Origin of the sequence: Isoptericola halotolerans (assembly GCF_045689585.1) — a bacterium.
GTDB classification, from domain to species: domain Bacteria; phylum Actinomycetota; class Actinomycetes; order Actinomycetales; family Cellulomonadaceae; genus Isoptericola; species Isoptericola halotolerans_B.
Genome location: NZ_CP140108.1, coordinates 3873797 through 3897243, shown reverse-complemented (window position 1 = coordinate 3897243; position 23447 = coordinate 3873797). Strand labels below are relative to the sequence as shown.

At 72.7% G+C, this 23447-nt stretch carries 22 protein-coding genes; 18 read left to right on the top strand and 4 right to left on the bottom strand.

All coding sequences use genetic code 11. The annotated features are described in order from the left end of the window. Positions 1–126: 126 nt before the first annotated feature. The 11 genes from UQW22_RS18360 to UQW22_RS18310 all read left to right on the top strand — a co-directional run bounded on the left by UQW22_RS18360 (position 127) and on the right by UQW22_RS18310 (position 14023). A complete protein-coding gene (locus UQW22_RS18360) occupies positions 127–1053 on the top strand; it encodes an ABC transporter permease (RefSeq protein WP_407318635.1) in 927 nt (308 codons plus the stop codon). Next, the gene (locus UQW22_RS18355; protein WP_407318633.1) at positions 1046–2020 is read left to right on the top strand and encodes an ABC transporter permease; all 975 of its coding nucleotides are present in this window, start codon (positions 1046–1048) and stop codon (positions 2018–2020) included. The genes UQW22_RS18360 and UQW22_RS18355 overlap by 8 nt, the downstream gene beginning before the upstream one ends. After that, positions 2017–3774, top strand: coding sequence for a dipeptide ABC transporter ATP-binding protein (locus tag UQW22_RS18350; RefSeq protein ID WP_407318632.1), 1758 nt, complete (start codon positions 2017–2019; stop codon positions 3772–3774). The genes UQW22_RS18355 and UQW22_RS18350 overlap by 4 nt, the downstream gene beginning before the upstream one ends. A 105-nt stretch (positions 3775–3879) precedes the next feature. Then, positions 3880–5562 carry a BCCT family transporter gene (locus UQW22_RS18345; protein WP_407318631.1) on the top strand — a complete coding sequence of 561 codons (1683 nt, stop codon included), beginning with the start codon at positions 3880–3882 and terminating at the stop codon, positions 5560–5562. A gap of 54 nt (positions 5563–5616) precedes the next feature. After that, positions 5617–7527 carry a translational GTPase TypA gene (gene typA, locus UQW22_RS18340; protein WP_407318630.1) on the top strand — a complete coding sequence of 637 codons (1911 nt, stop codon included), beginning with the start codon at positions 5617–5619 and terminating at the stop codon, positions 7525–7527. Between the two features lie 5 nt (positions 7528–7532). Further along, the gene (locus UQW22_RS18335) at positions 7533–8573 is read left to right on the top strand and encodes a PIG-L family deacetylase (RefSeq protein WP_407318628.1); all 1041 of its coding nucleotides are present in this window, start codon (positions 7533–7535) and stop codon (positions 8571–8573) included. After that, on the top strand, positions 8570–9079 hold the full coding sequence (locus tag UQW22_RS18330; RefSeq protein ID WP_407318627.1) for a DUF6113 family protein: 510 nt from the start codon (positions 8570–8572) through the stop codon (positions 9077–9079). The genes UQW22_RS18335 and UQW22_RS18330 overlap by 4 nt, the downstream gene beginning before the upstream one ends. Positions 9080–9184: 105 nt before the next feature. Then, entirely contained in the window at positions 9185–11194 is a 2010-nt protein-coding gene (locus tag UQW22_RS18325; RefSeq protein WP_407318626.1) for a VanW family protein, read from the top strand. After that, positions 11194–12084 carry a hypothetical protein gene (locus UQW22_RS18320; RefSeq protein ID WP_407318625.1) on the top strand — a complete coding sequence of 297 codons (891 nt, stop codon included), beginning with the start codon at positions 11194–11196 and terminating at the stop codon, positions 12082–12084. The genes UQW22_RS18325 and UQW22_RS18320 overlap by 1 nt, the downstream gene beginning before the upstream one ends. After that, positions 12081–13022 (top strand): prephenate dehydratase, encoded by a 942-nt coding sequence (locus tag UQW22_RS18315; protein ID WP_407318624.1) that lies wholly within the window; start codon positions 12081–12083, stop codon positions 13020–13022. The genes UQW22_RS18320 and UQW22_RS18315 overlap by 4 nt, the downstream gene beginning before the upstream one ends. Next, complete coding sequence (locus tag UQW22_RS18310) at positions 13019–14023, top strand: prephenate dehydrogenase (protein WP_407318623.1); 1005 nt, start codon at positions 13019–13021, stop codon at positions 14021–14023. The genes UQW22_RS18315 and UQW22_RS18310 overlap by 4 nt, the downstream gene beginning before the upstream one ends. Before the next feature lie 6 nt (positions 14024–14029). Here UQW22_RS18310 and UQW22_RS18305 read toward each other — a convergent pair whose 3' ends face one another. Further along, positions 14030–14326, bottom strand: coding sequence for a DUF6725 family protein (locus tag UQW22_RS18305; RefSeq protein WP_407318622.1), 297 nt, complete (start codon positions 14324–14326; stop codon positions 14030–14032). A 72-nt stretch (positions 14327–14398) separates the two neighbouring features. Here UQW22_RS18305 and fdxA point away from each other — a divergent pair, with 72 nt between their 5' ends. From fdxA to UQW22_RS18290, 3 genes are all read left to right on the top strand, one after another. Beyond that, positions 14399–14716, top strand: coding sequence for a ferredoxin (gene fdxA / locus UQW22_RS18300; RefSeq protein ID WP_402464266.1), 318 nt, complete (start codon positions 14399–14401; stop codon positions 14714–14716). 17 nt (positions 14717–14733) lie between these two features. Next, positions 14734–15882 carry a succinyldiaminopimelate transaminase gene (gene dapC, locus UQW22_RS18295; RefSeq protein WP_407318621.1) on the top strand — a complete coding sequence of 383 codons (1149 nt, stop codon included), beginning with the start codon at positions 14734–14736 and terminating at the stop codon, positions 15880–15882. A 171-nt stretch (positions 15883–16053) separates the two neighbouring features. Next, a complete protein-coding gene (locus tag UQW22_RS18290) occupies positions 16054–17355 on the top strand; it encodes a citrate synthase (protein WP_407318619.1) in 1302 nt (433 codons plus the stop codon). A gap of 167 nt (positions 17356–17522) precedes the next feature. Here the strand turns inward: UQW22_RS18290 and UQW22_RS18285 are convergent, their stop codons facing one another. Continuing rightward, entirely contained in the window at positions 17523–18428 is a 906-nt protein-coding gene (locus UQW22_RS18285) for a hypothetical protein (protein WP_407318618.1), read from the bottom strand. Further along, the gene (dapD, locus tag UQW22_RS18280) at positions 18428–19393 is read right to left on the bottom strand and encodes a 2,3,4,5-tetrahydropyridine-2,6-dicarboxylate N-succinyltransferase (protein WP_407318617.1); all 966 of its coding nucleotides are present in this window, start codon (positions 19391–19393) and stop codon (positions 18428–18430) included. The genes UQW22_RS18285 and dapD overlap by 1 nt, the downstream gene beginning before the upstream one ends. 38 nt (positions 19394–19431) lie before the next feature. Here dapD and dapE point away from each other — a divergent pair, with 38 nt between their 5' ends. From dapE to UQW22_RS18260, 4 genes are all read left to right on the top strand, one after another. Beyond that, the gene (gene dapE, locus UQW22_RS18275) at positions 19432–20589 is read left to right on the top strand and encodes a succinyl-diaminopimelate desuccinylase (RefSeq protein ID WP_407318616.1); all 1158 of its coding nucleotides are present in this window, start codon (positions 19432–19434) and stop codon (positions 20587–20589) included. A 10-nt stretch (positions 20590–20599) separates the two neighbouring features. Beyond that, a complete protein-coding gene (locus tag UQW22_RS18270) occupies positions 20600–21379 on the top strand; it encodes a TIGR00730 family Rossman fold protein (RefSeq protein WP_407318613.1) in 780 nt (259 codons plus the stop codon). Then, a complete protein-coding gene (gene folP / locus UQW22_RS18265; RefSeq protein ID WP_407320856.1) occupies positions 21379–22332 on the top strand; it encodes a dihydropteroate synthase in 954 nt (317 codons plus the stop codon). Before UQW22_RS18270 ends, folP begins: the two co-directional genes overlap by 1 nt. A gap of 149 nt (positions 22333–22481) precedes the next feature. Then, a complete protein-coding gene (locus tag UQW22_RS18260; RefSeq protein WP_106266794.1) occupies positions 22482–22649 on the top strand; it encodes a DUF3117 domain-containing protein in 168 nt (55 codons plus the stop codon). A gap of 79 nt (positions 22650–22728) precedes the next feature. Here the strand turns inward: UQW22_RS18260 and UQW22_RS18255 are convergent, their stop codons facing one another. Then, entirely contained in the window at positions 22729–23379 is a 651-nt protein-coding gene (locus UQW22_RS18255; protein ID WP_407320855.1) for an O-methyltransferase, read from the bottom strand. Positions 23380–23447: the final 68 nt, after the last annotated feature.

Genomic DNA, 23447 nt, shown 5'->3' with positions numbered 1-23447 from the left:
CGACGCGCTGAGCCGCGGCCGCGCCTACCCGACGCACCTCGGCCCACCCCGCTCGCGGCCACGCCGTGACGAGAAGAAGCCCGTAGCCTGGGGAGAACCTCCGGGCCCACGAGGAGACAATTTCGCATGCTCTGGTATCTCGGACGCAGGCTCCTGCAGGTGATCCCTGTGTTCCTGGGGGCTACCCTCCTGCTCTACGCCATGGTCTTCCTGAGGCCCGGCGACCCGGTGGCGGCGCTCGGTGGTGAGCGAGGGCTGCCCGAGGCGGTGCAGGAGCAGATCCGCGCCGAGTACAACCTCGACCAGCCGTTCATCATCCAGTACCTGCTGTTCCTGCGCGGTGTGGTGACGCTCGACTTCGGTGTCGACTTCCGTGGGCGTGAGATCACCGAGGTGATCGCCAACGCCTTCCCGGTGACCATCCAGCTCGCCCTGATGGCGCTGGTGATCGAAGCCGTGTTCGGGATCGGCTTCGGGCTCGTCGCGGGGATGCGCAAGGGTGGCATCTTCGACGGCACGGCCCTGGTCGTCAGCCTGCTCTTCATCGCCGTCCCGACGTTCGTCGTCGGCTTCGTGATGCAGATCATCGTGGGCGTCCGGCTCGGCTGGCTGCCCGCCACCGCGGGACGAGATCCCGACTTCGTCAGTCTGCTCATGCCGGCGATGGTGCTCGCCGCGGTGTCGTTCGCCTACGTGCTGCGACTGACGCGGACGTCGGTGGCCGAGAACCTGTCCGCGGACTACGTGCGGACCGCCCGCGCTCGCGGCCTCAGCCGCACACAGGTCACGGGACGGCACGTGCTGCGCAACTCGCTCATCCCCGTGGTGACGTTCCTCGGCGCCGACATCGGTGCCCTGATGTCCGGGGCGATCATCACCGAGGGCATCTTCAACATCAACGGCGTCGGTGGCACGCTTTACGACGCGATCATCCGTGGCGAGAGCGTCACCGTCGTCTCGCTGACCACCGTGCTGGTGCTGGTCTACATCGGGGCGAACCTCCTCGTGGACCTGCTGTACGCCGCCCTCGACCCGAGGATCCGCTATGCCTGAGAACCGCTACGAGAACCCGGGCGGCACGGTGACGCCGCGCCCCGGCCAGGAACGCTACGTCGCCCCGGTCGACGAGGGCGGCCTCGGTGCCGTGGACGCGGTCGCGACCGACGAGGCCCCGACCAGCCTGTGGCGAGACGCCTGGCACCAGATGCGGAGCCGCTGGCTGTTCTGGGTCTCGGCCGCGATCATCCTGCTCGTGGTGCTCGTCTCGGCGTTCCCGGGCCTGTTCACCTCGATCGACCCGCGGTCGTGCAACCTGTCCATGGCCCTCGAGGGCCCGCAGGCCGGTCACCCGTTCGGCTTCGACCGGCAGGGGTGCGACATCTACTCGCGCACCGTCTACGGTGCCCGCGCGTCGGTGCTCGTCGGTGGGCTCGCGACCACGATGGTCGTGATCATCGGCACCGTCTTCGGTGCGGTCGCCGGCTACTTCGGCAAGTGGTTCGACACGATCCTGAGCCGCATCACGGACATCTTCTTCGCCATCCCGCTGGTGCTCGCGGCGATCGTCATCATGTCGGTGACGACCAACCGCACCTCGTTCACGGTGGCCTTCGTGCTGGCGCTGTTCGGGTGGCCGCAGATCGCCCGTATCACCCGCGGGACCGTGCTGTCGGTGAAGAACAACGAGTTCGTCACCGCGGCCAGGTCGCTCGGCATGGGCCGCGGGCAGATCCTCTGGCGCCACGTCCTGCCCAACTCCGCGGCACCGATCATCGTCTACGCGACCGTCGCGCTGGGGCAGTTCATCGTCGCCGAGGCGACCCTGAGCTTCCTGGGTATCGGGCTGCCGCCGTCGACGGTCTCCTGGGGTGGCGACATCTCCGCAGCGCAGGGTGCGATCCGCACCGCGCCGGAGATCCTGCTCTACCCGGCCGGCGGCCTGGCCCTGACGGTGCTCGGCTTCATGATGATGGGCGACGTCGTGCGCGACGCCCTCGACCCGAAGGCTCGCAAGCGATGACCACCCAGTTCCCCGTGACCAACGAGGGCGCCGACGGCACCACCGGTCCCGCGCCCTTCGACCCCAGCAAGCCGCTCCTCGAGATCCGCGACCTCGAGATCTCCTTCAGCACCGCCGTCGGCGAGGTGAAGGCGGTCCGTGGTGCGGACCTGACCGTCTACCCCGGGCAGAGCGTCGCGATCGTGGGGGAGTCGGGTTCCGGCAAGTCGACGACCGCCGCGGCGATCATCGACCTGCTGCCCGGCACCGGCAAGATCACCGGCGGATCCGTCCGGTTCGACGGCCGGGATCTGGTCGGCGCGCCCCGTGCCGAGAAGGAGGCCCTGCGAGGACGAGCGATCGGCCTCGTCCCCCAGGACCCGATGTCCAACCTCAACCCGGTGTGGCGGATCGGCACCCAGGTCGAGGAGGCGCTCAAGGCCAACGGCTTCAAGGGGTCGAAGGCGCAGCTCCGCGAGCGCGTGGCCGACGTGCTCGCCGAGGCGGGGCTGCCGGACTCGACGCGTCGCGCCCGCCAGTTCCCGCACGAGTTCTCCGGCGGTATGCGCCAGCGCGCCCTGATCGGGATCGGCCTGGCGTCGCGTCCGCAGCTCCTGATCGCGGACGAGCCGACGTCGGCGCTCGACGTGACCGTCCAGCGGCAGATCCTCGACCACCTCGGGGACATGACGCGCGACCTCGGGACAGCGCTGCTGTTCATCACGCACGACCTGGGGCTGGCTGCCGAGCGTGCCGAGCACCTGCTGGTGATGTTCAAGGGCAGGGTCGTCGAGTCCGGCCCGGCCCGCGACATCCTCGCCGACCCCCGGCACCCGTACACGCAGCGCCTGGTGGCCTCCGCGCCGTCGCTGGCATCGCGCCGCATCCAGACGGCGCACGTCCACGGGGAGCAGTCCGCGGAGCTGCGTGCCCACCACACCGGCGAGACGCCGGCTGCGACCGGGCCCGCCACCGTCGTCGAGGCGAAGAACCTCACGAAGGTGTTCTCGATCCGTGGTTCGCGGCCCGGCAGCTCGACCGACTTCACTGCGGTGGACGACGTCTCGTTCACCCTCGGGCGAGGGCGGACGCTCGCGATCGTGGGGGAGTCGGGATCGGGCAAGTCGACGGTGGCCAACATGGTGCTCGGGCTGCTGGAGCCGACGTCGGGCACTGTCGAGTTCGACGGGGTCGACGTGGGGTCGCTCAACACCAAGGAGGCGTTCGACTTCCGCCGTCGGGTCCAGCCGGTCTTCCAGAACCCGTACGGATCGCTGGACCCGATGTTCTCGATCTTCCGGTCGATCGAGGAACCGCTCAAGCTGCACGGCGTGGGCACGGCCAAGGAGCGCGAGGCGCGGGTGCGTGAGCTGCTCGACATGGTCTCGCTGCCCCAGTCGGCCATGCGGCGCTTCCCGAACGAGCTGTCGGGCGGGCAGCGACAGCGCATCGCGATCGCGCGCGCCCTGGCCCTCAAGCCCGAGGTGGTCGTGCTCGACGAGGCGGTCTCCGCGCTCGACGTGCTCGTCCAGGCGCAGATCCTCGAGCTGCTCGGCAACCTGCAGGACGACCTCGGGCTCAGCTACCTGTTCATCACCCACGACCTCGCGGTCGTTCGCCAGATCGCCGACGACGTCGTCGTCATGCAGAACGGCAGGGTCGTCGAGCACGCGACCACCGACGAGGTCTTCGACACCCCGCGCGAGCAGTACACCCGTGACCTGCTGGCGGCGATCCCCGGGGCGGGTCTCGTCGGCGACGAGATCGCCGGCTGAGCACGATCGGCTGAGCGGAGCCGCAGCGCACGCCGTCGGACCCCAGGACGAGGGCCGACGGCGTGTGCGGTTGCCGCGCAGGTCGCGGCAGGGAAGTGTGAAGGTATGACACGCCGACGTTCCACGCTCGCGCCCGCTGTGTTCTACCCGGCGGGCGGGCTCATCGTGCTGTTCGTCCTGCTCGCGTTCTTCGCGACCGATGCCGTCGCCGAGGTGCTCACCACGCTCCAGGCCAAGACCATCAACGGGTTCGGCTGGTACTACATCGTCATCGTGGCGGCCTTCATGGTCTTCGCGATCTGGATGGGTGTGAGCCGGTTCGGCGAGATCACCCTCGGGCCGGACGACGAGGAGGCCGACTTCAAGCTCCCCGTCTGGTTCGCGATGCTGTTCGCCACCGGGATGGGGATCGGGCTCGTCTACTACGGCGTGGCGGAGCCGCTGTCGCACTTCGAGTCGCCCAAGCCCGGGGTCACGGGAGACGCTCCCGCGCTGGCGCAGGCGGCGATGGGCCAGACCTACGTGCACTGGGGCTTCCACGCGTGGGGCATCTACGTCGTCATCGGCCTGGCTCTCGCCTACGCGATCCATCGCAAGGGACGCCCGGCCTCGATCCGGTGGGCGCTCGAGCCGCTGCTCGGCAAGGAACGGGTCCAGGGCTGGCTCGGCAACGTCATCGACGTGCTCGCGATCTTCGGCACCGTGTTCGGGGTGGCGACCTCCCTGGGGCTCGGGGTCCAGCAGGTGGCCGCGGGGCTCGACTACCTCGAGGTGGCCGACGCCACGCTCGCTCTCCAGATGGGGCTCATCGCCGCGATCACGGCCGTGGCGGCGATCTCGGTGGCCTCGGGTCTCGAGCGGGGCATCAAGTGGCTCTCGAACGGGAACATGATCCTCGCCGGCGCGCTCGTCGTCGCCGTCCTGATCATGGGGTCCACGCTCTTCCTCGCCCGCGAGTGGGTGCAGTCGATCGGCTTCTACTTCCAGAACGTCATGATGATGACGTTCGACACCCTGGCGTTCCAGGGTGAGGACGGCCTGGCGTGGGAGTCGGACTGGACGATCTTCTACTGGGGCTGGTGGATGTCGTGGGCGCCCTTCGTGGGGATGTTCATCGCGCGCATCTCGCGCGGCCGGACGGTGCGCGAGTTCGTCCTGGGCACGCTGCTGGTGCCGATGCTCGTCACCACGGTGTGGTTCAGCGTGTTCGGCGGCTCGGCGATCCACCAGGAACGCAACGACCCGGGTTCGATGCTCGACGCCGACGGCACGGTGAACACCGACACGGCGATGTTCCAGCTCTTCGAGTCGCTGCCTGGCGGCGGGGCGTGGATGGCCGTCATCGCGATCATCCTGGTCGTCGTCTTCTTCGTGACCTCGTCGGACTCCGGGTCGTTCGTGGTGGACATGCTGGCCAACGGCGGGGAGCAGAACCCACCGCTGTGGAGCCGGCTGTTCTGGGCGGTCCTCGAGGGCGGTGTCGCGGCGGCGCTGCTCTACGCGGGCGGGCTGAGCGCGCTGCAGACGGCGGCGATCCTCACGGCGTTGCCGTTCTCCCTGGTCATGATCGGGTCGGCCTTCTCGGTGTGGAAGGCTCTCGACGCCGAGTACCGCCAGATCACGCGCGCCGAGCGCAGGCTCCGGCGTCGTGAGCTCACGGAGCACGTCACCGACCGGGTGACGGAGCACGTCACCGAGAACTTCGCCGAGATCAGCGGGCAGTCGGCGGTACGCAGCCCGGACCCCGCTCCGCGGCGCTCGCGATGGAGACGGGGCACCTCCAGGTAGGATGGAGCGGCCCCGGGTTCCCGGGTGCCACCTCCCACGGAAAGAGAACCGTAGATGTCTGTGCGCTCCGACCTGCGCAACGTGGCGATCGTCGCCCACGTCGACCACGGCAAGACCACCCTGGTCGACGCCATGCTGCGGCAGGCTGGCGCCTTCGCCGCGCACCAGCAGGTGGACGACCGCGTCATGGACTCCGGCGACCTGGAGCGTGAGAAAGGCATCACGATCCTCGCCAAGAACACCGCGATCCGCTACGCCGGTCCGGCGGCCGCCGAGGCGGGCGAGCCGGAGGGCATCACGATCAACGTGATCGACACCCCCGGCCACGCCGACTTCGGCGGCGAGGTGGAGCGCGGGTTGTCCATGGTCGACGGCGTCGTCCTGCTCGTCGACGCCTCGGAGGGTCCGCTGCCCCAGACGCGCTTCGTGCTGCGCAAGGCGCTGGCCGCCAAGCTGCCGGTCATCGTCGTGGTCAACAAGGTCGACCGCCCGGACTCTCGGATCACCGAGGTCGTCGCGGAGACGACCGACCTCCTCCTCGGTCTGGCCAGCGACCTGTCCGACGAGGTGCCGGACCTCGACGTCGACGCGGTCCTCGACGTGCCCGTCGTCTACGCCTCGGCCAAGGCCGGCCGTGCCTCCACGGAGCAGCCCGGCGACGGCGAGCTGCCCGCCGACGAGAACCTCGAGCCGCTGTTCTCGACCATCCTGCAGACCATCCCTGCGCCCACCTACGACGACTCGATGCCGCTGCAGGCGCACGTCACCAACCTCGACGCCTCGCCGTTCCTGGGGCGTCTCGCCCTGCTGCGCGTCTTCAACGGCACGCTGCGCAAGGGGCAGACGGTCGCGTGGGCGCGGCACGACGGCACGCTGGGCCAGGTGCGGATCACCGAGCTGCTGCGCACCGAGGCCCTCACCCGGGTTCCCGCCGAGTCGGCAGGTCCGGGCGACATCGTCGCGGTGGCGGGGATCTCCGACATCATGATCGGCGAGACGCTCACCGACCCGGACGACCCGCGTCCGCTGCCCCTGATCACCGTCGACGACCCGGCGATCTCGATGACCATCGGCATCAACACCTCGCCGCTCGCGGGCAAGGGCGGCAAGGGGCACAAGGTCACGGCCCGCCAGGTCAAGGACCGCCTCGACGCCGAGCTCGTCGGCAACGTGTCGCTGCGCGTGCTGCCCACCGACCGTCCCGACGCCTGGGAGGTGCAGGGACGCGGCGAGCTGGCGCTGGCGATCCTCGTCGAGCAGATGCGCCGGGAGGGCTTCGAGCTCACGGTCGGCAAGCCGCAGGTCGTCACCAAGCAGATCGACGGCAAGACGTGCGAGCCGATGGAGCGCATGACGATCGACGTGCCGGAGGAGTACCTCGGGGCCGTCACCCAGCTCCTGGCCGCTCGCAAGGGGCGCATGGAGACGATGGCGAACCACGGCACCGGCTGGGTGCGCATGGAGTTCGTGGTCCCGGCCCGGGGCCTCATCGGGTTCCGTACCCGGTTCCTCACCGACACGCGCGGCACCGGCATCGCGTCCTCGTACGCGGAGGGCTACGAGCCGTGGCACGGCCCGATCGAGTCCCGCTCGACGGGCTCGTTGGTCGCCGACCGCGCCGGCGTCGTGACGCCGTTCGCCATGATCAACCTGCAGGAGCGCGGGACGTTCTTCGTCGACCCCACCCAGGAGGTCTACGAGGGCATGATCGTGGGCGAGAACTCGCGCAACGAGGACATGGACGTCAACATCACCAAGGAGAAGAAGCTGACGAACATGCGGTCCTCGACCGCCGACAGCTTCGAGAACCTCGTGCCGCCGAAGAAGCTCACGCTCGAGGAGTCCCTCGAGTTCACGGCCGAGGACGAGTGCGTGGAGATCACCCCGGAGATCGTCCGGATCCGCAAGGTCAACCTCGACGCCACGGCGCGCGCACGGGCGACGGCGCGGGCCAAGCGCGGCTGAGCCCGGTGGTCCCGGCGGGACCGGTGCGCCCGGACGGCACCCTCCTGGCGGTCCACGCGCACCCGGACGACGAGTCCCTCGCGACCGGGGCGTTGCTGGCCACCTGGGCGGCGACGGCGCCCGTGACCCTGGTGACCTGCACACGCGGCGAGCGCGGCGAGGTGATCGACACCCCGTCGCACCCCACCGGTCTCGCCCGGCTCGAGGGGGACGGGCCGGCGCTGGCCGCGCACCGAGAACGTGAGCTGGCCGCGGCGCTGGAGGCGCTCGGGGTCCGCGACCACCTGTTCCTCGACCGCTGTGGGTATGAGATCGACCGGTCTGAACGCGTTCAGTCTGGAGATCTCATACCCACAGCGGACGGGGGAGGGCAGGAGCGCTACGAGGACTCGGGCATGGTCTGGGTCCGTCCCGGCATCGCCGGCCCGGCACCGGACTCCGGTCCGACGGCGTTCGTGCGGGTCCCGCTCGACGACGCGGCCGCACGTCTCGCCGGCGTCGTCCGTGCCCGCCGGCCGGCCGTCGTCGCGACCTACGAGGCCGGCGGCGGGTACGGCCACCCCGACCACGTGCGCGCGCACCAGGTGACCGTCCGGGCCCTGGAGCTCGCCGCCGACCCCGCGGCCGCCGTCGTCGGCACGCCATGGGCCGTCCCGGAACGCTGGGAGGTCGTCGAGCCGGTGGCGGCCGTGCGGGCCGCGCGCCGTGCCCTCGGCGACGACGCCGCGGTCCGCCGGCTCGTCGCCGCGCACGGGCTGGCCCTGGCGGACCCGGACGGCGCCCTGCCGCCGGTCGCGGTGCCGCAGCAGGAGCTCGAGCGGTCCGGTCGCGTCACGGTCGACGTCGCGCCCGTGCTCGACCAGGTCCTCGCCGCCCTCGCCGCGCACGCCACGCAGGTCCAGCACGCCGGTCGGACGAACGGTGCGGACCGGCACGTGCTTGCGCGCTACGCCCTGAGCAACGGCGTGCTCGCCCCCCTCCTGGCGACCGCGTCCCTGCGCCGGGTGCCGGTGGCCGGGACGACGCCGGTAGGCTCGGCCCGGTGAGCTCGCCCGCCCCGTACGACGTGTCGTCCGCCCCGCACCACGCGTCCGCCACGCCCGCGACCCGGCGACGGTCCCTGCTGGGCCGCGCCGTGCTGGCGCTGCTGCTCGGCGGCGCGGTCGGGGTGATCGGGACCGTGGCGCACCGCGCGGAGTGGGCAGGGTTGCCGACAGGCCTGCTGATGGCTCTCGCCCTGACGCTGTCCACGGCGGTGCTGTGCCGGGCGTGGTCCGGGACGGCGACGCTCCTCGCGGCCGGCGCGGGGTGGCTCGTCGCCGTCCAGGTGCTCGCGGCGACCGGTCCCGGAGGCGACGTGCTCGTGCCGGCGCAGACCGTCGGCTACGTCTGGACCTACGGCGGCCTCGTCCTCGTCGCGGTGACCGCGTTCCTGCCGCGCACCTGGTTCGTCGACGACGCCGTCGCCGACGAGGTCGGCGCGGACACGGCCGTCGCCCACGAAGCCGTCGACGTCGAGGGCGAGGACGGCGGCGACCGACGGCAGCCGTGACGACCAGGCGCGCCGAGTAGGATTCGATCTCGCGCGGTGCTGCCGCGCCCAGACCTGACCCGGGGGGCACGGTTGGCCCCCACGAGACCAGCACGGAGCGTGTCGATGGGCAAGCCGGCCGAGAACGACGAGAACGCGCCCGCGCAGGGCGGCTCTGCGTCACCGGAGGCACCGCACGCGCCCGTGCCCCCCTCTGCACCCGACGAGCCCGACGTCCCCTACCAGCCGACGGTGCGCGCCTACGAGCAGCAGCGCGCTGCAGCGGCGGCGGGGCGCTCCCCGTCGAGCGCGTCGTCCGCACCGCCCACCGAGGCGATCCCGTCGGTCACCGGGTCCGCGACGGCGCCGGACGCGGCCACGACGCCGGGGGAGGGGGCGCCTCCCACGGGCGGCACCCCGCTCGACGGACTGCAGGGCGACGGGGCACCGAGCCGCTGGCCGAAGGTGCTCCTCGGCGTCGGAGCCGGCGTCGTCGTGCTGGGCGGTCTCTACGTCGGGGCGCAGTGGTTCGTGGCCGACTCCGTGCCGTCGGGTACCACCGTAGCCGGGGTGGACATCGGAGGCCTCGACGCGGCCGACGCGGTGGCGGCGCTGGACGACGGGCTCGGTCCGCGGGCGGCGGAACCGGTCACGGTGCAGGCCGGCGACGTCTCGAGCACCCTGGACCCGGCCGAGGCAGGCCTGACCCTCGACGCGCAGGCCACCGTGGACGAGCTCACCGGGTTCTCCCTGAGCCCGGCCCGGCTCGTCGAGCACGTCGCGGGCGCGGGGGAGGTCGCCCCGGAGTTCGACGTCGACCGCGCCGCGCTGACCGCGGCCGTGTCGTCCGTCGCGGAGTCGCTCGCCACGGAGCCGGTGGACGGCACCGTGCGGTTCGCCGACGGCGAGCCCGCCGCCACCGAGGCGGTCGACGGGACCGAGGTCGTCGTCGACGCCGCCGAGGACGAGGTGGTCGCGTCGTGGCTCGTCACGACCGGCCCCGTGGACCTGCCGACCGAGGCCGTGCCTCCGCAGATCGACCAGGACGCCACGGACGCGGCCCTCGCCGTCGCCGAGGAGATCGTGTCCGGTCCGGTGACCGTGGCCGTCGACGACCAGAGCCCGGAGCTGCCCGCCCGCGTCCTCGCACGCTCGACGGCGTTCGTCCCCGAGGGCGGCGCCCTGCGAGCCGAGCTCGACGGCGACCGGCTGACCAGCGCGCTCATCGACCGCACCGACGACCTGCTGAGCGAGCCGGACGATGCCCGCTTCGAGTTCTCCGGCGGCGAGCCCACCATCGTCGGTGGCGAGGCGGGCACCACCCTCGACCCGGAGGCGGTGGCCTCCGCCGTCGGGGAGGCGGCGCAGGGCGAGGAGCGGCAGGCGAGCGTGGAGCTCGTCGAGGAGGACCCGGAGGACTCGGTCGCCTCGCTCGAGGAGCTGGGCGTCAAGGAGGTCGTCTCGGAGTTCTCCACCCCCCTGACCAGCGAGCCCGTCCGGACCAAGAACCTCGTCCGCGGTGCGGAGCTCGTCGACGAGACGCTGGTCAAGCCCGGGGAGACGTTCTCCCTGATCGACACGCTCTCGCCGATCGACGCCTCGAACGGGTTCTACGCCGCGGGTGTGGTGAGCAACGGCGTGCACGTCGACGCCGTGGGTGGCGGGCTGTCGCAGATGGCCACGACGACCTACAACGCGGGCTTCTTCGCCGGCTACGACGACGTGGAGCACCGCCAGCACAGCTACTGGTTCAGCCGATACCCGGCGGGCCGCGAGGCCACGATCTACGTCGGCGCGATCGACATGAAGTTCAAGAACGACACCCCGTACGGCGCGCTCATGCAGAGCTACGTCTCCGGCGGCAGGCTCCACGTGAAGATCTGGTCGACGGAGTACTACGACGTCGAGGAGTCGAGCTCGGGCAAGCAGGACGTCGTGCCCGTCAAGACGGTCGACAAGTCGGGCAGCCCCGACTGCGAGCCGTACGGCGGCGGGCAGGAAGGGTTCGCGATCACCGTCTACCGCAAGGTGTACCAGGACGGCGAGCTCGTCAAGGACGAGTCGGACTTCTGGCGGTACAAGCCGGACGACGCCGTGAGCTGCTCGGCGCCGAAGGACGACGAGGAGGACGACTGATGCTCGGCCGCACCACCCGCGAGTCGTCGGCTCACGCCGCGCTCGCCGCCCACGAGGCCGGCTGGTCGGGTGTCGCCGCCGGCTCCACCGTGGTGTCCGCCGTCCGCGACGAGTCCGGCGAGCTGCTGGACCTGGGCACGACGACCCAGGCCCTCGACACCGTCGCGAGCATCGACGACCTCGCCGCCGTCGTCCACCTGGGACACCCCGAGCAGCCCTCGCCGGAGCTCGAGCAGGCGCTCCTCGCGGGCGACCCGGCCCTGCTGGTCACGGCCGCCACCACGGTCCGCCCGCAGTGGGTCTGGGTGGCCCCGCCCGGCGGCGTGGGCGGGCAGGTCGTGGTCGACGAGTCGGGCATGCGGGACTGCGCTGACGCCCTGCGGGCGATGGGCGTGAGCCCGCGACTCGTCCCGACGGCCACGCCCGTGGCCGAGCGCGCCGCCCTGGCCGGCGAGCACGGGTCGCTGGTCGTCGAGCGGTCCCGCGTCCCGGCCAGTTGGGTCGAGGTGCCCGGCAGCGAGCGGGTCGCCGCCCAAGGACCGGTCTGGTACGGGCTGCTGCAGGCCTCCCCGTCCCTGCCCCGGTTCGACGGCGGCGCCCAGGTGTGGCTCGCGTTCGGCCCGTCGGACGATCATCGCGGTTCCCTGCGCCAGACGCTGGGTGTCCTGGCCGAGGCGGGTGTGGACCTGCAGCACCTGCGCAGCCGTCCCTCCGCCGACGGGCCGCACGTCTTCCTCACGTCGTTCCGCTGCCCGGAGTCGGATGTGCTGGACGCTCTGGTGGCCGAGCTCGACGTGCGGACGGTCGCGCACCGCACCCTGGCCGTGCTCCCCGGCGAGCGGTTCGAGCCGGGACCGCGCAGCCTGCGTCCCCGGTGGGCGGGCGAGTGAGGGTCGCCTATCTGGGGCCCGAGGGCACCTTCACGCACCAGGCGGTCCGCACGTGGGCGGGGCGCCTGGGCGTCGATGCGCTCCACAGCCTGCCGTTGACGACGGTCGGCGACGTGCACGACGCCGTGTCGTCCGGCACGGCGGAGGTGGGCGTCGTCGCGATCGAGAGCTCCGTCGAGGGCCACGTCATGCCCTCGTTGGACGTGCTGCTGGCCAGTGCGGACGTCGTCGCCGTCGACGAGGTCGTGCTCGACGTGTCGTTCGACGCGTTCGTCCGCCCGGGGCACGGCGCGCTCCGCGAGGCGACCGCGCACCCGCACGGCCTGGCGCAGTGCCGCCGCTTCGTGGCCCGGCACGGGCTCGTCGAGGTGCCGGCCGCGTCCAACGGGGCGGCCTGCCGCGACGTCGGCGTGCACCAGGTGGCGTTCGGCCCGCGGCTCTGCGGCGAGCTGTACGGGCTGGAGACGTTCGCCGAGGCCGTCGAGGACCACCCCGGCGCGCGGACGCGGTTCGCCGTCCTGGACCGCCGCGCGCGAGCCGGCGGCCGGTTCGCGTCAGGTCGCGGGCACGACGACGGCACGTGGCGCACGATGGTCGCGATCACGCCCGTGGTCACCGGCCCCGGGGTGCTGGCGCGCATCACGGACGCCTTCGGTGCCCGCGGCGTGAACATGTCGAGCCTGGTCACGCGGCCGCTGAAGGCCCGCGAGGGTCAGTACGTGTTCGTCGTGACGCTCGACGCGGCGCCCTGGGAGCCGGAGGTGCGCGACCTGTTCGGCGACCTGCTGGCCGCCGGTGACGCCCTGAAGGTGCTGGGTGCGTACCCGGCGGCGCCGGGCGAGGGCGGGCTGGACGGCCGGCTCGCCGACCACGCCCCGGCCGGCAGCGTGCGGGCCGACGACCCGGCCGCCGTCGTCGAGGAGGGTTTGCTGTGGTGAGCGCCGTGGGCGTCGCGCCCGGACCGGTCGCCGTCGTCGGGCTCGGTCTCATCGGCGGGTCCCTGGCGCGGCTGCTGGCGGCGCGCGACGTCGACGTGGTGGCCACGGACGTCTCGCCCGCCACGCGTGCGGCCGCGCGCCGGGCGGGCCTGACCGTCGCCGACGACGTCGCCGGGTGCGTGGCCGACGCCTCGCTCGTCGTGCTGGCGACGCCGCTGCGGGCGATGGCCACGGTGGCGGCCGACGTGGCGGAGCACGCGCCTGCGGCCGCCACCGTCACCGACGTGGGCAGCGTCAAGGGCCCGGTCCGGGCGGAGATGGCCGCCGCGGGCCTGGCCGGACGCTACGTCGGCGCGCACCCCATGGCGGGGACGGAGCGCAGCGGGTTCGACGCGTCCGACGCCGCGCTGCTCGACGGGGTGCGGTGGGCCGTGACCGTCGACGACGGGACGGACCCCGGCCGGTTGGCGACGGTCCTCGCTCTGGTGACCGGCTCGTGCGCCGGCACGGCAGCGGTGCTGGCCGACGACGTGCACGACGAGGCCGCGGCGCTCGTCAGCCACGTGCCGCACGTGCTCGCCACGCAGCTCCTCAACGCCGTCGCCGGCGCGCCCGTGCGGGCCGTGGCGCTCGGGCTGGCGGCGGGGAGCTTCCGCGACGGGACGCGGGTGGCCCTGACGGACCCGGCGCGCACCGAGGCGATGGTCTCCCAGAACGCCGCCTGGGTGGCGCCGGCGCTGCGCAAGGTGGTGCGCGACCTCGAGCTGGTCGTGGCCTCGCTGGAGCGCAACGGGTCGGCCCACGCGTTCTTCCACGCCGCCGACGGCGTGCGGCAGGACGGCCGCGTCCCTCGCCGTGACGGTGCCGGAGACCGCCAGGCCGTCGAGCGCGTCCCGCTGGCTCCGGGGTGGCCGGCGGTGCTGGTCGAGCGCTGCACGGGCGGCGCCGTCGTCGTCGGGCTGACGTCCTCCGACGTCGAGGTCGTGCCCGCGCCGGTGTAGTGCGCGTCAGCGTGCTCGGGGGGCCCGTCGCTCCGGGCGGGGCGGCAGGGGCCGGGCGGCCGCGACGTCGTCGGCGGCCACCCGGACCTCGGTCCCCGCCCCGGGCGAGTCGCGCCGGGCGGGGTCCCGGCGCAGGGTGACGCCGGCGCCGTCCACCGCGACGACGACGCCGATGACGTCGGTCCAGCGTCGCCCGGTCGCGGCGGCCTCCGCGGGGCTGAGGCGACGGCGGACCACGGCCCGCGTGCCGACGGGCCAGTCTCGCCAGTCGGACGATCCGGGGAGCGCATGCCGGTCAGTCACGTGAGCGATACTAGAGTGCCCCCAGTACCACCCCGGAGCTCGCTCCATCCCCGTCACCGAAAGGGAACTGCAGTGACCTACGTGATCGCTCAGCCGTGCGTCGACGTCAAGGACAGGGCGTGCATCGAGGAGTGTCCCGTGGACTGCATCTACGAGGGTTCCCGCTCCCTGTACATCCACCCGGACGAGTGCGTCGACTGCGGCGCCTGCGAGCCGGTGTGCCCCGTCGAGGCCATCTACTACGAGGACGACGTCCCCGAGGAGTGGAAGGACTACTACCGCGCGAACGTCGAGTTCTTCGACGACCTGGGCTCGCCCGGGGGCGCGGCGAAGATGGGGGTCATCGAGAAGGACGACCCGATGATCGCCGGCCTGCCCCCGCAGGCCTGAGCGCCCTCGTCGCACGTATGGGACTCGCCGACCTCAGGTCCCTCGCCTACCCGTGGGACACGCTGGACGACGTCCGCGCGACGGCGGCCGCCCACCCGGGCGGGATGGTCGACCTCTCGGTCGGCACGCCCGTCGACCCGACCCCGGAGGTCGTCCGCGGTGCCCTCGCCGGCGCCGCGGACGCCCCCGGGTACCCGGCGACGTACGGCACCGCCGCCCTGCGCGAGGCCGTCGCCTCCTGGTTCGCACGGCGCCGTGGCGTGCCGTCGCTGGACCCCGCCGGTGTCATGCCCACCGTCGGCTCCAAGGAGCTGGTGGGCCTCCTGCCGAGCCTGCTGCGGCTCGGGGCGGGCGACGTCGTCGTGCACCCCGCGACGGCGTACCCGACCTACGACGTCGGTGCGCGGCTCGCCGGCGCCACCGCGCTGCCGGCCGACGACGTCGCCACGTGGGCCGGGCGCGGCGACGTGCGCCTGGTGTGGGTCAACTCGCCGTCCAACCCCACCGGCGCGGTGGCCGACGTCGAGCACCTGCGCGCCGTCGTGGCCGCCGCCCGCGACATCGGCGCCGTCGTCGTGAGCGACGAGTGCTACGCCGAGCTGCCCTGGGAGCCGCGGTGGGTCGGCGCCGGGGGCACCAGCCGGGTGCCCAGCCTGCTCGACCCGCGGGTGTGCGGCGGCTCACACGACGGCCTGCTCGTGGCGTACTCGCTGTCGAAGCAGTCGAACGTCGCCGGGTACCGGGCGGCGTTCGTCGCCGGCGACCCGGCGCTGGTGGCCGACCTGGTCGCCACCCGCAAGCACCTCGGCATGATCGTCCCGGCGCCCGTCCAGGCGGCGATGATCGCCGCCCTGGGTGACGATGAGCACGTGGCGGCGCAGCGCGCACGGTACGGCCGCCGCCGTGAGGCCCTCCTCCCGGCGCTGCGGGAGGCGGGGTTCGTCGTCGACGACTCGCAGGCCGGGCTCTACCTGTGGACGCGCTCGCCCGACGACGCCGCAGGTCCGACGGCGTCACGCGAGCTGGCCCGCTGGTTCGCGGGGCGCGGGGTGCTCGTCGGTCCGGGGGAGTTCTACGGAGCGGCGGGCGCCCGGCACGTCCGGGTGGCGTTGACGGCCAGCGACGACGACGTCTCGACTGCTGTGGCACGCATCACATCACCTTGACGCAGGGATTGGAGCCGCATGGGATCGGGAGGGTAGTTTTATCCGCAGGCCGAGGCTGCCCTGCGGAGACGCCCTCAGGTGGTCCCGTGCGGTAGTCCATGACATTGCCATGAGTTCACGTGTCCCGGGCCCCGACGACGGGGTCGCGGTGGCCCGTCAGGGAAGGAAGAAATGACGTCCACCCAGCAGACCCCCACGGTCGAGCTCACCGTCGGCGGCGAGGCACGTACCCTGCCCGTGGTGCCGGCCACCGAGGGGAACGACGGCATCGTCGTCTCGTCCCTGCTCAAGGAGACGGGGATGGTCACGGTCGACCCCGGCTTCACGAACACCGCGTCCTGCGAGTCGACGATCACCTACATCGACGGTGACCAGGGCATCCTGCGCTACCGCGGGTACCCGATCGAGCAGCTCGCGGACAGCTCGTCGTTCCTCGAGGTGTCCTACCTCCTCATCCACGGCGAGCTTCCCTCGGCCGAGCAGCTCGAGGCGTTCACCGACCGCATCAACCGGCACACCCTCGTGCCCGAGGCGTTCCGCACCTTCCTCGGCACCTTCCCCCGGGGCGGGCACCCGATGGCGATCATGGCCTCGGCCGTCAACGCGCTCGCCACGTACTACCCGGAGTCGCTGGACCCGCACGACGACGAGGCGGTCGAGCTGGCCACCGTGCTCATCCTCGCCAAGATCCGCACGATCACCTCGTACGTGCACCGTTCGATGCGCGACGAGCCGCTGCTCTACCCGGACGCGGCGCGCGGCTACGTCGACGACTTCCTGCGCATGACGTTCGCCCGCCCCTACGAGGAGTGGGAGGCGAACCCGACGGTCGTCTCGGCGATGGACAAGCTGCTCATCCTGCACGCCGACCACGAGCAGAACTGCTCGACGTCGACGGTCCGGATCGTGGGCTCGTCGAACGCGACGCTGTACGCCTCGGTGTCGGCGGGGATCAACGCGTTGTCCGGGCCGTCGCACGGTGGGGCCAACGAGGCCGTGCTGCTCATGCTCGAGAAGATCCGCTCCGGCGACGACTCCGTCGAGACCTTCATGAAGAAGGTCAAGAACAAGGAGGACGGCGTCCGGCTGATGGGCTTCGGCCACCGCGTCTACAAGAGCTACGACCCGCGGGCCGCCATCGTCAAGAAGCACGCCGACGCGGTGCTCGACGAGCTGGGTGCGAAGGACGAGCTGCTGGACATCGCCCGCGGCCTCGAGGAGATCGCCCTGAGCGACGACTACTTCGTCGAGCGCAAGCTCTACCCGAACGTCGACTTCTACACCGGCCTCATCTACCAGGCCATGGGCTTCTCCCCGGCGATGTTCACGCCGCTGTTCACGCTGGGCCGCATGCCCGGCTGGATCGCCCAGTGGCGCGAGATGTCCAAGGACCCGCAGACCAAGATCGGTCGCCCCCGCCAGATCTACACGGGGCCGACGGCGCGCGACTACGTCTCGTTCGAGAACCGCTGACGTAGAACTGGTTCCCACGAGCGTACGCCCCGCGCGGTAGCGCTCCGCCGGGTATCGGGTCCTGGGCACGGTCGCGTTCACGGGCGCTGCGCGCCCTCCACTTCGGGGTTGACGACCGTGCCCAGGACCCGATACCCGGCTTCCACCGTGCGGGGTGCGCTACCTCGTCACTGGGCGGGGGTGACCACGGTGATCTGCACCGTGCCGGCCGCCGGTCCGTCGTCGGCACCGCCGTCGAGCGGTGTCCAGTCGGCCGCGTCGCGGGTCCAGACCAGGTCCCCGGCACGGACCTCGACGACGTCGGTGCGGCTCGCCGTCGCCACCGCCCAGTGGGCCACCGCCCAGACCGACCGCTCGGGGTCCTCGTAGCGCAGGACCGTCGCGTCGACGGTCGTCGCCTGCCCTGCGCCGGTCTGCCCGTCGTCGGTCAGGGCGGAGGACGGCACGCCCAGGTCGCGCGCGAGGCGCTCGGCGAGGTCGACGGGCTCGTCCTCGGTGACCGCGAACAGCTCGCAGGTCACGGACCCGGGGGAATGGCCGGTCAGGGACGACGTCCACGCCCGGGCGAGCGTCTCGTGCTGGGCGTAGGCGTCCGGGAACGCCGAGCGTTGGACCGCCTGTGCGGCGACCGTGACCTCCAGCTGCTCCCAGCCCTCGACGTCCTCGAGGCCCGCGTAGAACGTGTTCGTGGAGTACACGGGGTCCATGATCTCGGCCGGGCTGCCCCATCCCTGGGAAGGACGCTGCTGGAACAGCCCCAACGAGTCGCGGTCGCCGTAGTCGATGTTGACCAGGCTGGACTCCTGCAGCGCGGTCGCCACACCGATCGTGCCGGCCCGCGCCGGCAGGTCGCGCTGGATCGACGTGCCGACGACGAGGGCCGTGTTCTGCGCCTGGACGGGCGTCAGGTACCAGGAGGTGCCGTCGAGCTCCGCGGCGCACCGCTGGCGCGACAGCGCGGGCTCACGGTCTGAGAGATACCAGACGACGCTGCCCGTAGCGAGCACCCCGACCACCAGGATGGCGGCGACGGCGCCCGCCGAACCGGCGGCGGAGCGCCGTCGCCGGGCCATCAGTTGGCGTGCAGCGCAGCGTTGAGCTCCACGCCCGCGGCGCGGGACAGCACCTCGACCGCGCCCGTGCGCGAGTTGCGGCGGAACAGCAGGTTGCTGCGGCCGGACAGCTCGACGGCCTTGACCACGCGCGGCTCGCCCTCGTCGCCCATGTCGTCGAGCACGGTGACCTTGGTGCCGGCCGTGACGTACAGACCGGCCTCGACCACGCAGTCGTCGCCGAGCGCGATGCCGAGCCCGGCGTTGGCCCCGAGCAGGCACCGTTCGCCGATCGAGATGATCTCCTTGCCACCGCCGGACAGGGTGCCCATGATCGAGGCGCCGCCGCCGACGTCGGAACCGTCACCGACGACGACCCCGGCCGAGACCCGGCCCTCGATCATCGAGGCGCCGAGCGTGCCCGCGTTGAAGTTCACGAAGCCCTCGTGCATGACGGTGGTGCCCTCGGCCAGGTGCGCGCCGAGCCGCACGCGGTCGGCGTCGGCCACGCGGACGCCCGTCGGGACGACGTAGTCGACCATGCGCGGGAACTTGTCGATGCCGTACACCGTCAGCGGCCGGTCCGTCGAGGCGCGCAGGCGCAGCCGTGTCAGCTCGAAGCCCTCCACGCTGCACGGGCCGTGGGACGTCCACACGACGTTGGTGAGCCGGCCGAAGAGCCCGTCGAGGTTCAGCCCGTGCGGCGTCACGAGACGGTGCGACAGCAGGTGCAGGCGCAGGTAGGCGTCCGCGGCGTCCACCGGCGGGGCGTCGAGGTCGATCTCGGTCCGGACCACGGACACGTCCACGCGCCGGGCGTCGTCGCGCTGGGAGAGGGCGGAGAGCTCGACGGGGACGTCGACGTCGTCGGGCGCGTGCCCGACCCGCGGCGCGGGGTACCAGACGTCGAGCGTCGTGCCGTCGTCGGCCACGGTCGCCAGGCCGAGGCCCCAGGCAGGACGGGAGGAGGTGGTGGGCGTCGTCATGGCACCAGCCTATCGGCGCGAGGTGGCAGGATGAACGGGTGACCAGCCAGCAGAACCGCTTCGCCCCCGGCCTGTTCGACCCCGCGACGGTTCCCGCGTCCGACCTCGTCGACGTGCTGGCCGCGGTGTGCGACATCGAGTCCGTCTCGGGCGACGAGAAGGCGCTGGCGGACGCCGTGGAGGCGCTGCTGCGCGAGCAGCCGCACCTGGAGGTCACCCGCGACGGCGATGCCGTCGTCGCGCGCACGCTGCTCGGTCGGGACCGCCGGGTCGTGCTGGCGGGGCACCTCGACACCGTGCCGCTCGCCGACCCGCCCAACCTGCCGACGCGGCTGGAGGGCACGGGCGACGACCGTGTCTTGTGGGGCCGCGGCACCGTGGACATGAAGGCGGGCATCGCCGTCATGCTGGCGCTCGCCGTCGAGCTGGGACGGCAGGGCCACGAGCAGAGCACCGAGCCCGTCGTCGACCTCACCTACGTGTTCTACGACCACGAGGAGGTCGAGGAGTCCAAGAGCGGGCTCGGCCGGTTGGCGCGGAACCACCCCGAGCTGCTCGCCGGGGACTTCGCCGTCCTGGGCGAGCCGACGTCCGCCGACATCGAGGGTGGCTGCCAGGGCACGATCCGGGTGGACGTGCGCACGCGGGGCGTGGCGGCCCACTCGGCCCGGTCCTGGCGCGGCGAGAACGCGATCCATGCCGCGGCGCCGGTGCTCGAGCGCCTGTCCGCGTACGAGGCGGCAGAGGTCGAGGTCGACGGGCTCGTCTACCGCGAGGGCATGAACGCCGTCGGGATCCGTGGTGGCATCGCAGGCAACGTCGTGCCGGACTCCTGCACCGTGTCCGTCAACTACCGTTTTGCGCCGTCGCGGGACCTCGCGGAGGCGGAGTCCCACGTCCGGGAGCTCTTCGACGGTTACGACGTGACGGTCACGGACGCCTCGCCCGCCGCGCGCCCGGGGCTCGACGACCCGCTCGCCGCCGAGTTCGCCGCCGCCGTGCTGGCGCTCACCGGCGGGAAGCCGAAGCCCAAGTTCGGGTGGACCGACGTCGCCCGGTTCGCCGAGCTGGGCATCCCGGCGGTGAACTTCGCGCCGGGGGACCCGTCGCTCGCCCACGCCGACGACGAGCGGGTCCCGGTGCGGGAGCTCACCGTCTGCCGCGACGCGCTGCGCACCTGGCTGCGTGGTGCGTAGTGTCTGCCCCATGAGCGAGCGTACCGACGAGGGCGTCCAGCAGACCGGGCGGGGCTACCGCAAGGGACCCGTGCTGCTGCGCGGCACCGAGATCCCCGACACGACCACCGACCAGCGGCTGCTGGCCCCCGGTGACGGGAGCGACTGGGTGCACTCGGACCCGTGGCGGGTCATGCGCATCCAGGCCGAGTTCGTCGAGGGGTTCGGCGCCCTGGCCGAGGTCGGTCCCGCCGTCTCCGTCTTCGGCTCCGCCCGCACGCGCAGCGACCACCCGGACTACGTCCTCGCCGTGGAGGTGGGTCGCCGGCTGGTCGACGCGGGCTACGCCGTGATCACCGGTGGCGGGCCCGGCATCATGGAGGCCGCCAACAAGGGCGCCTCGGACGCCGGCGGGACGTCGATCGGGCTGGGGATCGAGCTGCCCTTCGAGCAGGGCATGAACGAGTACGTCAACCGCGGCGTGAGCTTCCGGTACTTCTTCGCCCGCAAGACGATGTTCGTCAAGTACGCCCAGGGGTTCATCGTGCTGCCCGGCGGGTTCGGGACGTTCGACGAGCTCTTCGAGGCGATCACCCTCGTCCAGACGCACAAGGTCACCGGCTTCCCCCTGGTGCTGGTCGGGACCGAGTACTGGAGCGGGCTGCTCGAGTGGGTGCGGACCGCCGTCGTCGACCGCGGGATGGTCAGCCCCACCGACCTCGACCTGCTGCACCTGACCGACTCCGCGGACGACGCGGTGGCGTACGTGGTGGAGCGGGGCCGGGCGCTCGCGGCCGAGTTCCGCGCGTGATCCCGCCCGCCGGGGCGCCGCTGGTGCTCCGCGGCCGGGAGGTCGGTCGTGACGACGACGGCGCCGTGCGCCCGGTGGTCATGGCCATCGTCAACCGCACCACCGACTCGTTCTACGCGCCCGCCCGGTACACCGACGACGCCGCCGCGCTCGCCGCCGCGCACCGCGCCCAGGAGGACGGGGCGGCCGTGCTCGACGTCGGTGGTGTGCGTGCCGGCGTCGGCCCCGAGGTCGGCGTCGCGGAGGAGATCGACCGTGTCGTGCCGTTCGTGGCCCGGGTGCGTGCGGAGCTGCCGGACCTGCTGATCAGCGTGGACACCTGGCGCGCGGACGTCGCCCGCGCGGCCGTCGAGGCCGGTGCCGACCTGCTCAACGACACGTGGGCCGGCCACGACCCGCAGCTCGTGGAGGTCGCGGGCCGCGCCGGGGTCGGCGTGGTCTGCTCCCACACCGGCGGTGCGGTGCCGCGCACCGACCCGTGGCGCGTGGAGTACCCGACGGCGACCGACGGCCCAGGCGGTCCTGAGGACGGCACCGCGGCGCGCGACCCGCGCGACGGCGTCACGGACGACGTCGTGGGGACGTTGCGCCGCGCCGCCGCCCGAGCCGTCGCGTGCGGGGTGCCGCCGTCGTCGGTGCTGGTCGACCCGACGCACGACTTCGGCAAGAACACCTGGCACTCGCTGCACCTGCTGCGCCGCACGGAGGAGCTGGCCCGGCTCGGCCACCCGGTCCTCATGGCGCTGAGCCGCAAGGACTTCGTCGGCGAGACCCTCGGGCTCGCCCCCGACGACCGGCTGCCCGGCACGCTCGCCGCGACGGCCCTCGCGGCGTGGCACGGGGCGCGCGTGTTCCGGACCCACGACGTGGCCGCCTCCCGGCAGGCGCTCGACATGGTGGCCGCCGTGCGCGACGAGGCGCCGCCGCGCGCGGCAACGCGCGGAATGGCGTGACGGGACCGCACCACGCCCGCAGTAGAATGGTGAGACACGCCTCAACCTGCGCGGCCGTGCCGGTGGCGTCGATCCGTCGCCGGGGGCGACGGGCGAGGGCTGGGGTGGTTGGGGCTAGTGAACCGGACAACGGAAATGGAGAGCCACACATGGCTGCGATGAAGCCGCGGACGGGCGACGGACCGCTCGAGGTCACCAAGGAGGGACGCGGCATCGTCATGCGGGTCCCGTTGGAGGGCGGCGGTCGCCTGGTCGTCGAGCTGAACGCGACCGAGGCCGGCGAGCTGGGCGAGGCCCTCCAGGCCGTCACCGGCTGAGTCCACCCGGGCTGAAGGCGCACGATCTCACGGGTGCGGAGCGGGATTCCCGCTCCGCACCCGTCGTGCGTGCCGGTCGCTACCGGCGCACCGCCAGCAGCGTGCCGGCGCCCACCGGCACCATGGCGGTGGTGAGACGGTCGTCCTCACGCACGGCGTAGGCGAGTCGGCGCACCAGCGTGGTCCCGTCGTCGTGCCGGTCGCCGTCGGCGACCCGACCCGCCGGGAGCGCGTCCACGACGACGAGCACCCCACCGGGACGCAGGAGCCGCACCGCGGCCTCCACGTACTCCGCGTACGCGTGCGGGTCGATGGTCACCAGCACCAGGTCGTAGGCGCCGTCCGTCAGGCGGGGCAGCACGTCCAGCGGCGGCCGTACGATCGTGCGGGTGCGGTGCGCGGGGACCCCCTCCTCGGCGTAGGCCAGCTTCGCGGCGCGCTGGTGCTCCGACTCGGGGTCGATCGTCGTGAGAACCCCGTCCGGGGCCATCCCGCGCAGCAACCACAGCGAGGCGACGCCGCTGCCGGTACCGATCTCGACGACGGCACGGGCACGCAGGGCCGAGGCCACCACCTGCAGCAGGGCGCCGGTGCCGGGGGAGACGGCGGGGCAGCCCAGCTCCGCGGCCCGTTCCCGGGCGCGCAGGAGCGTCACGTCCTCGGTGAGGTACGTCTCGCTGAAGGCCCAGGCGGCCGTCGGGTCGTCCTGGGCACCGACCCCGGTGGTGATGGCGGCCCCCTCGAATTGCTGCGCCCGATCGTACGTGGGAACCACCCAGGGTGCTCACACGTTCGCAT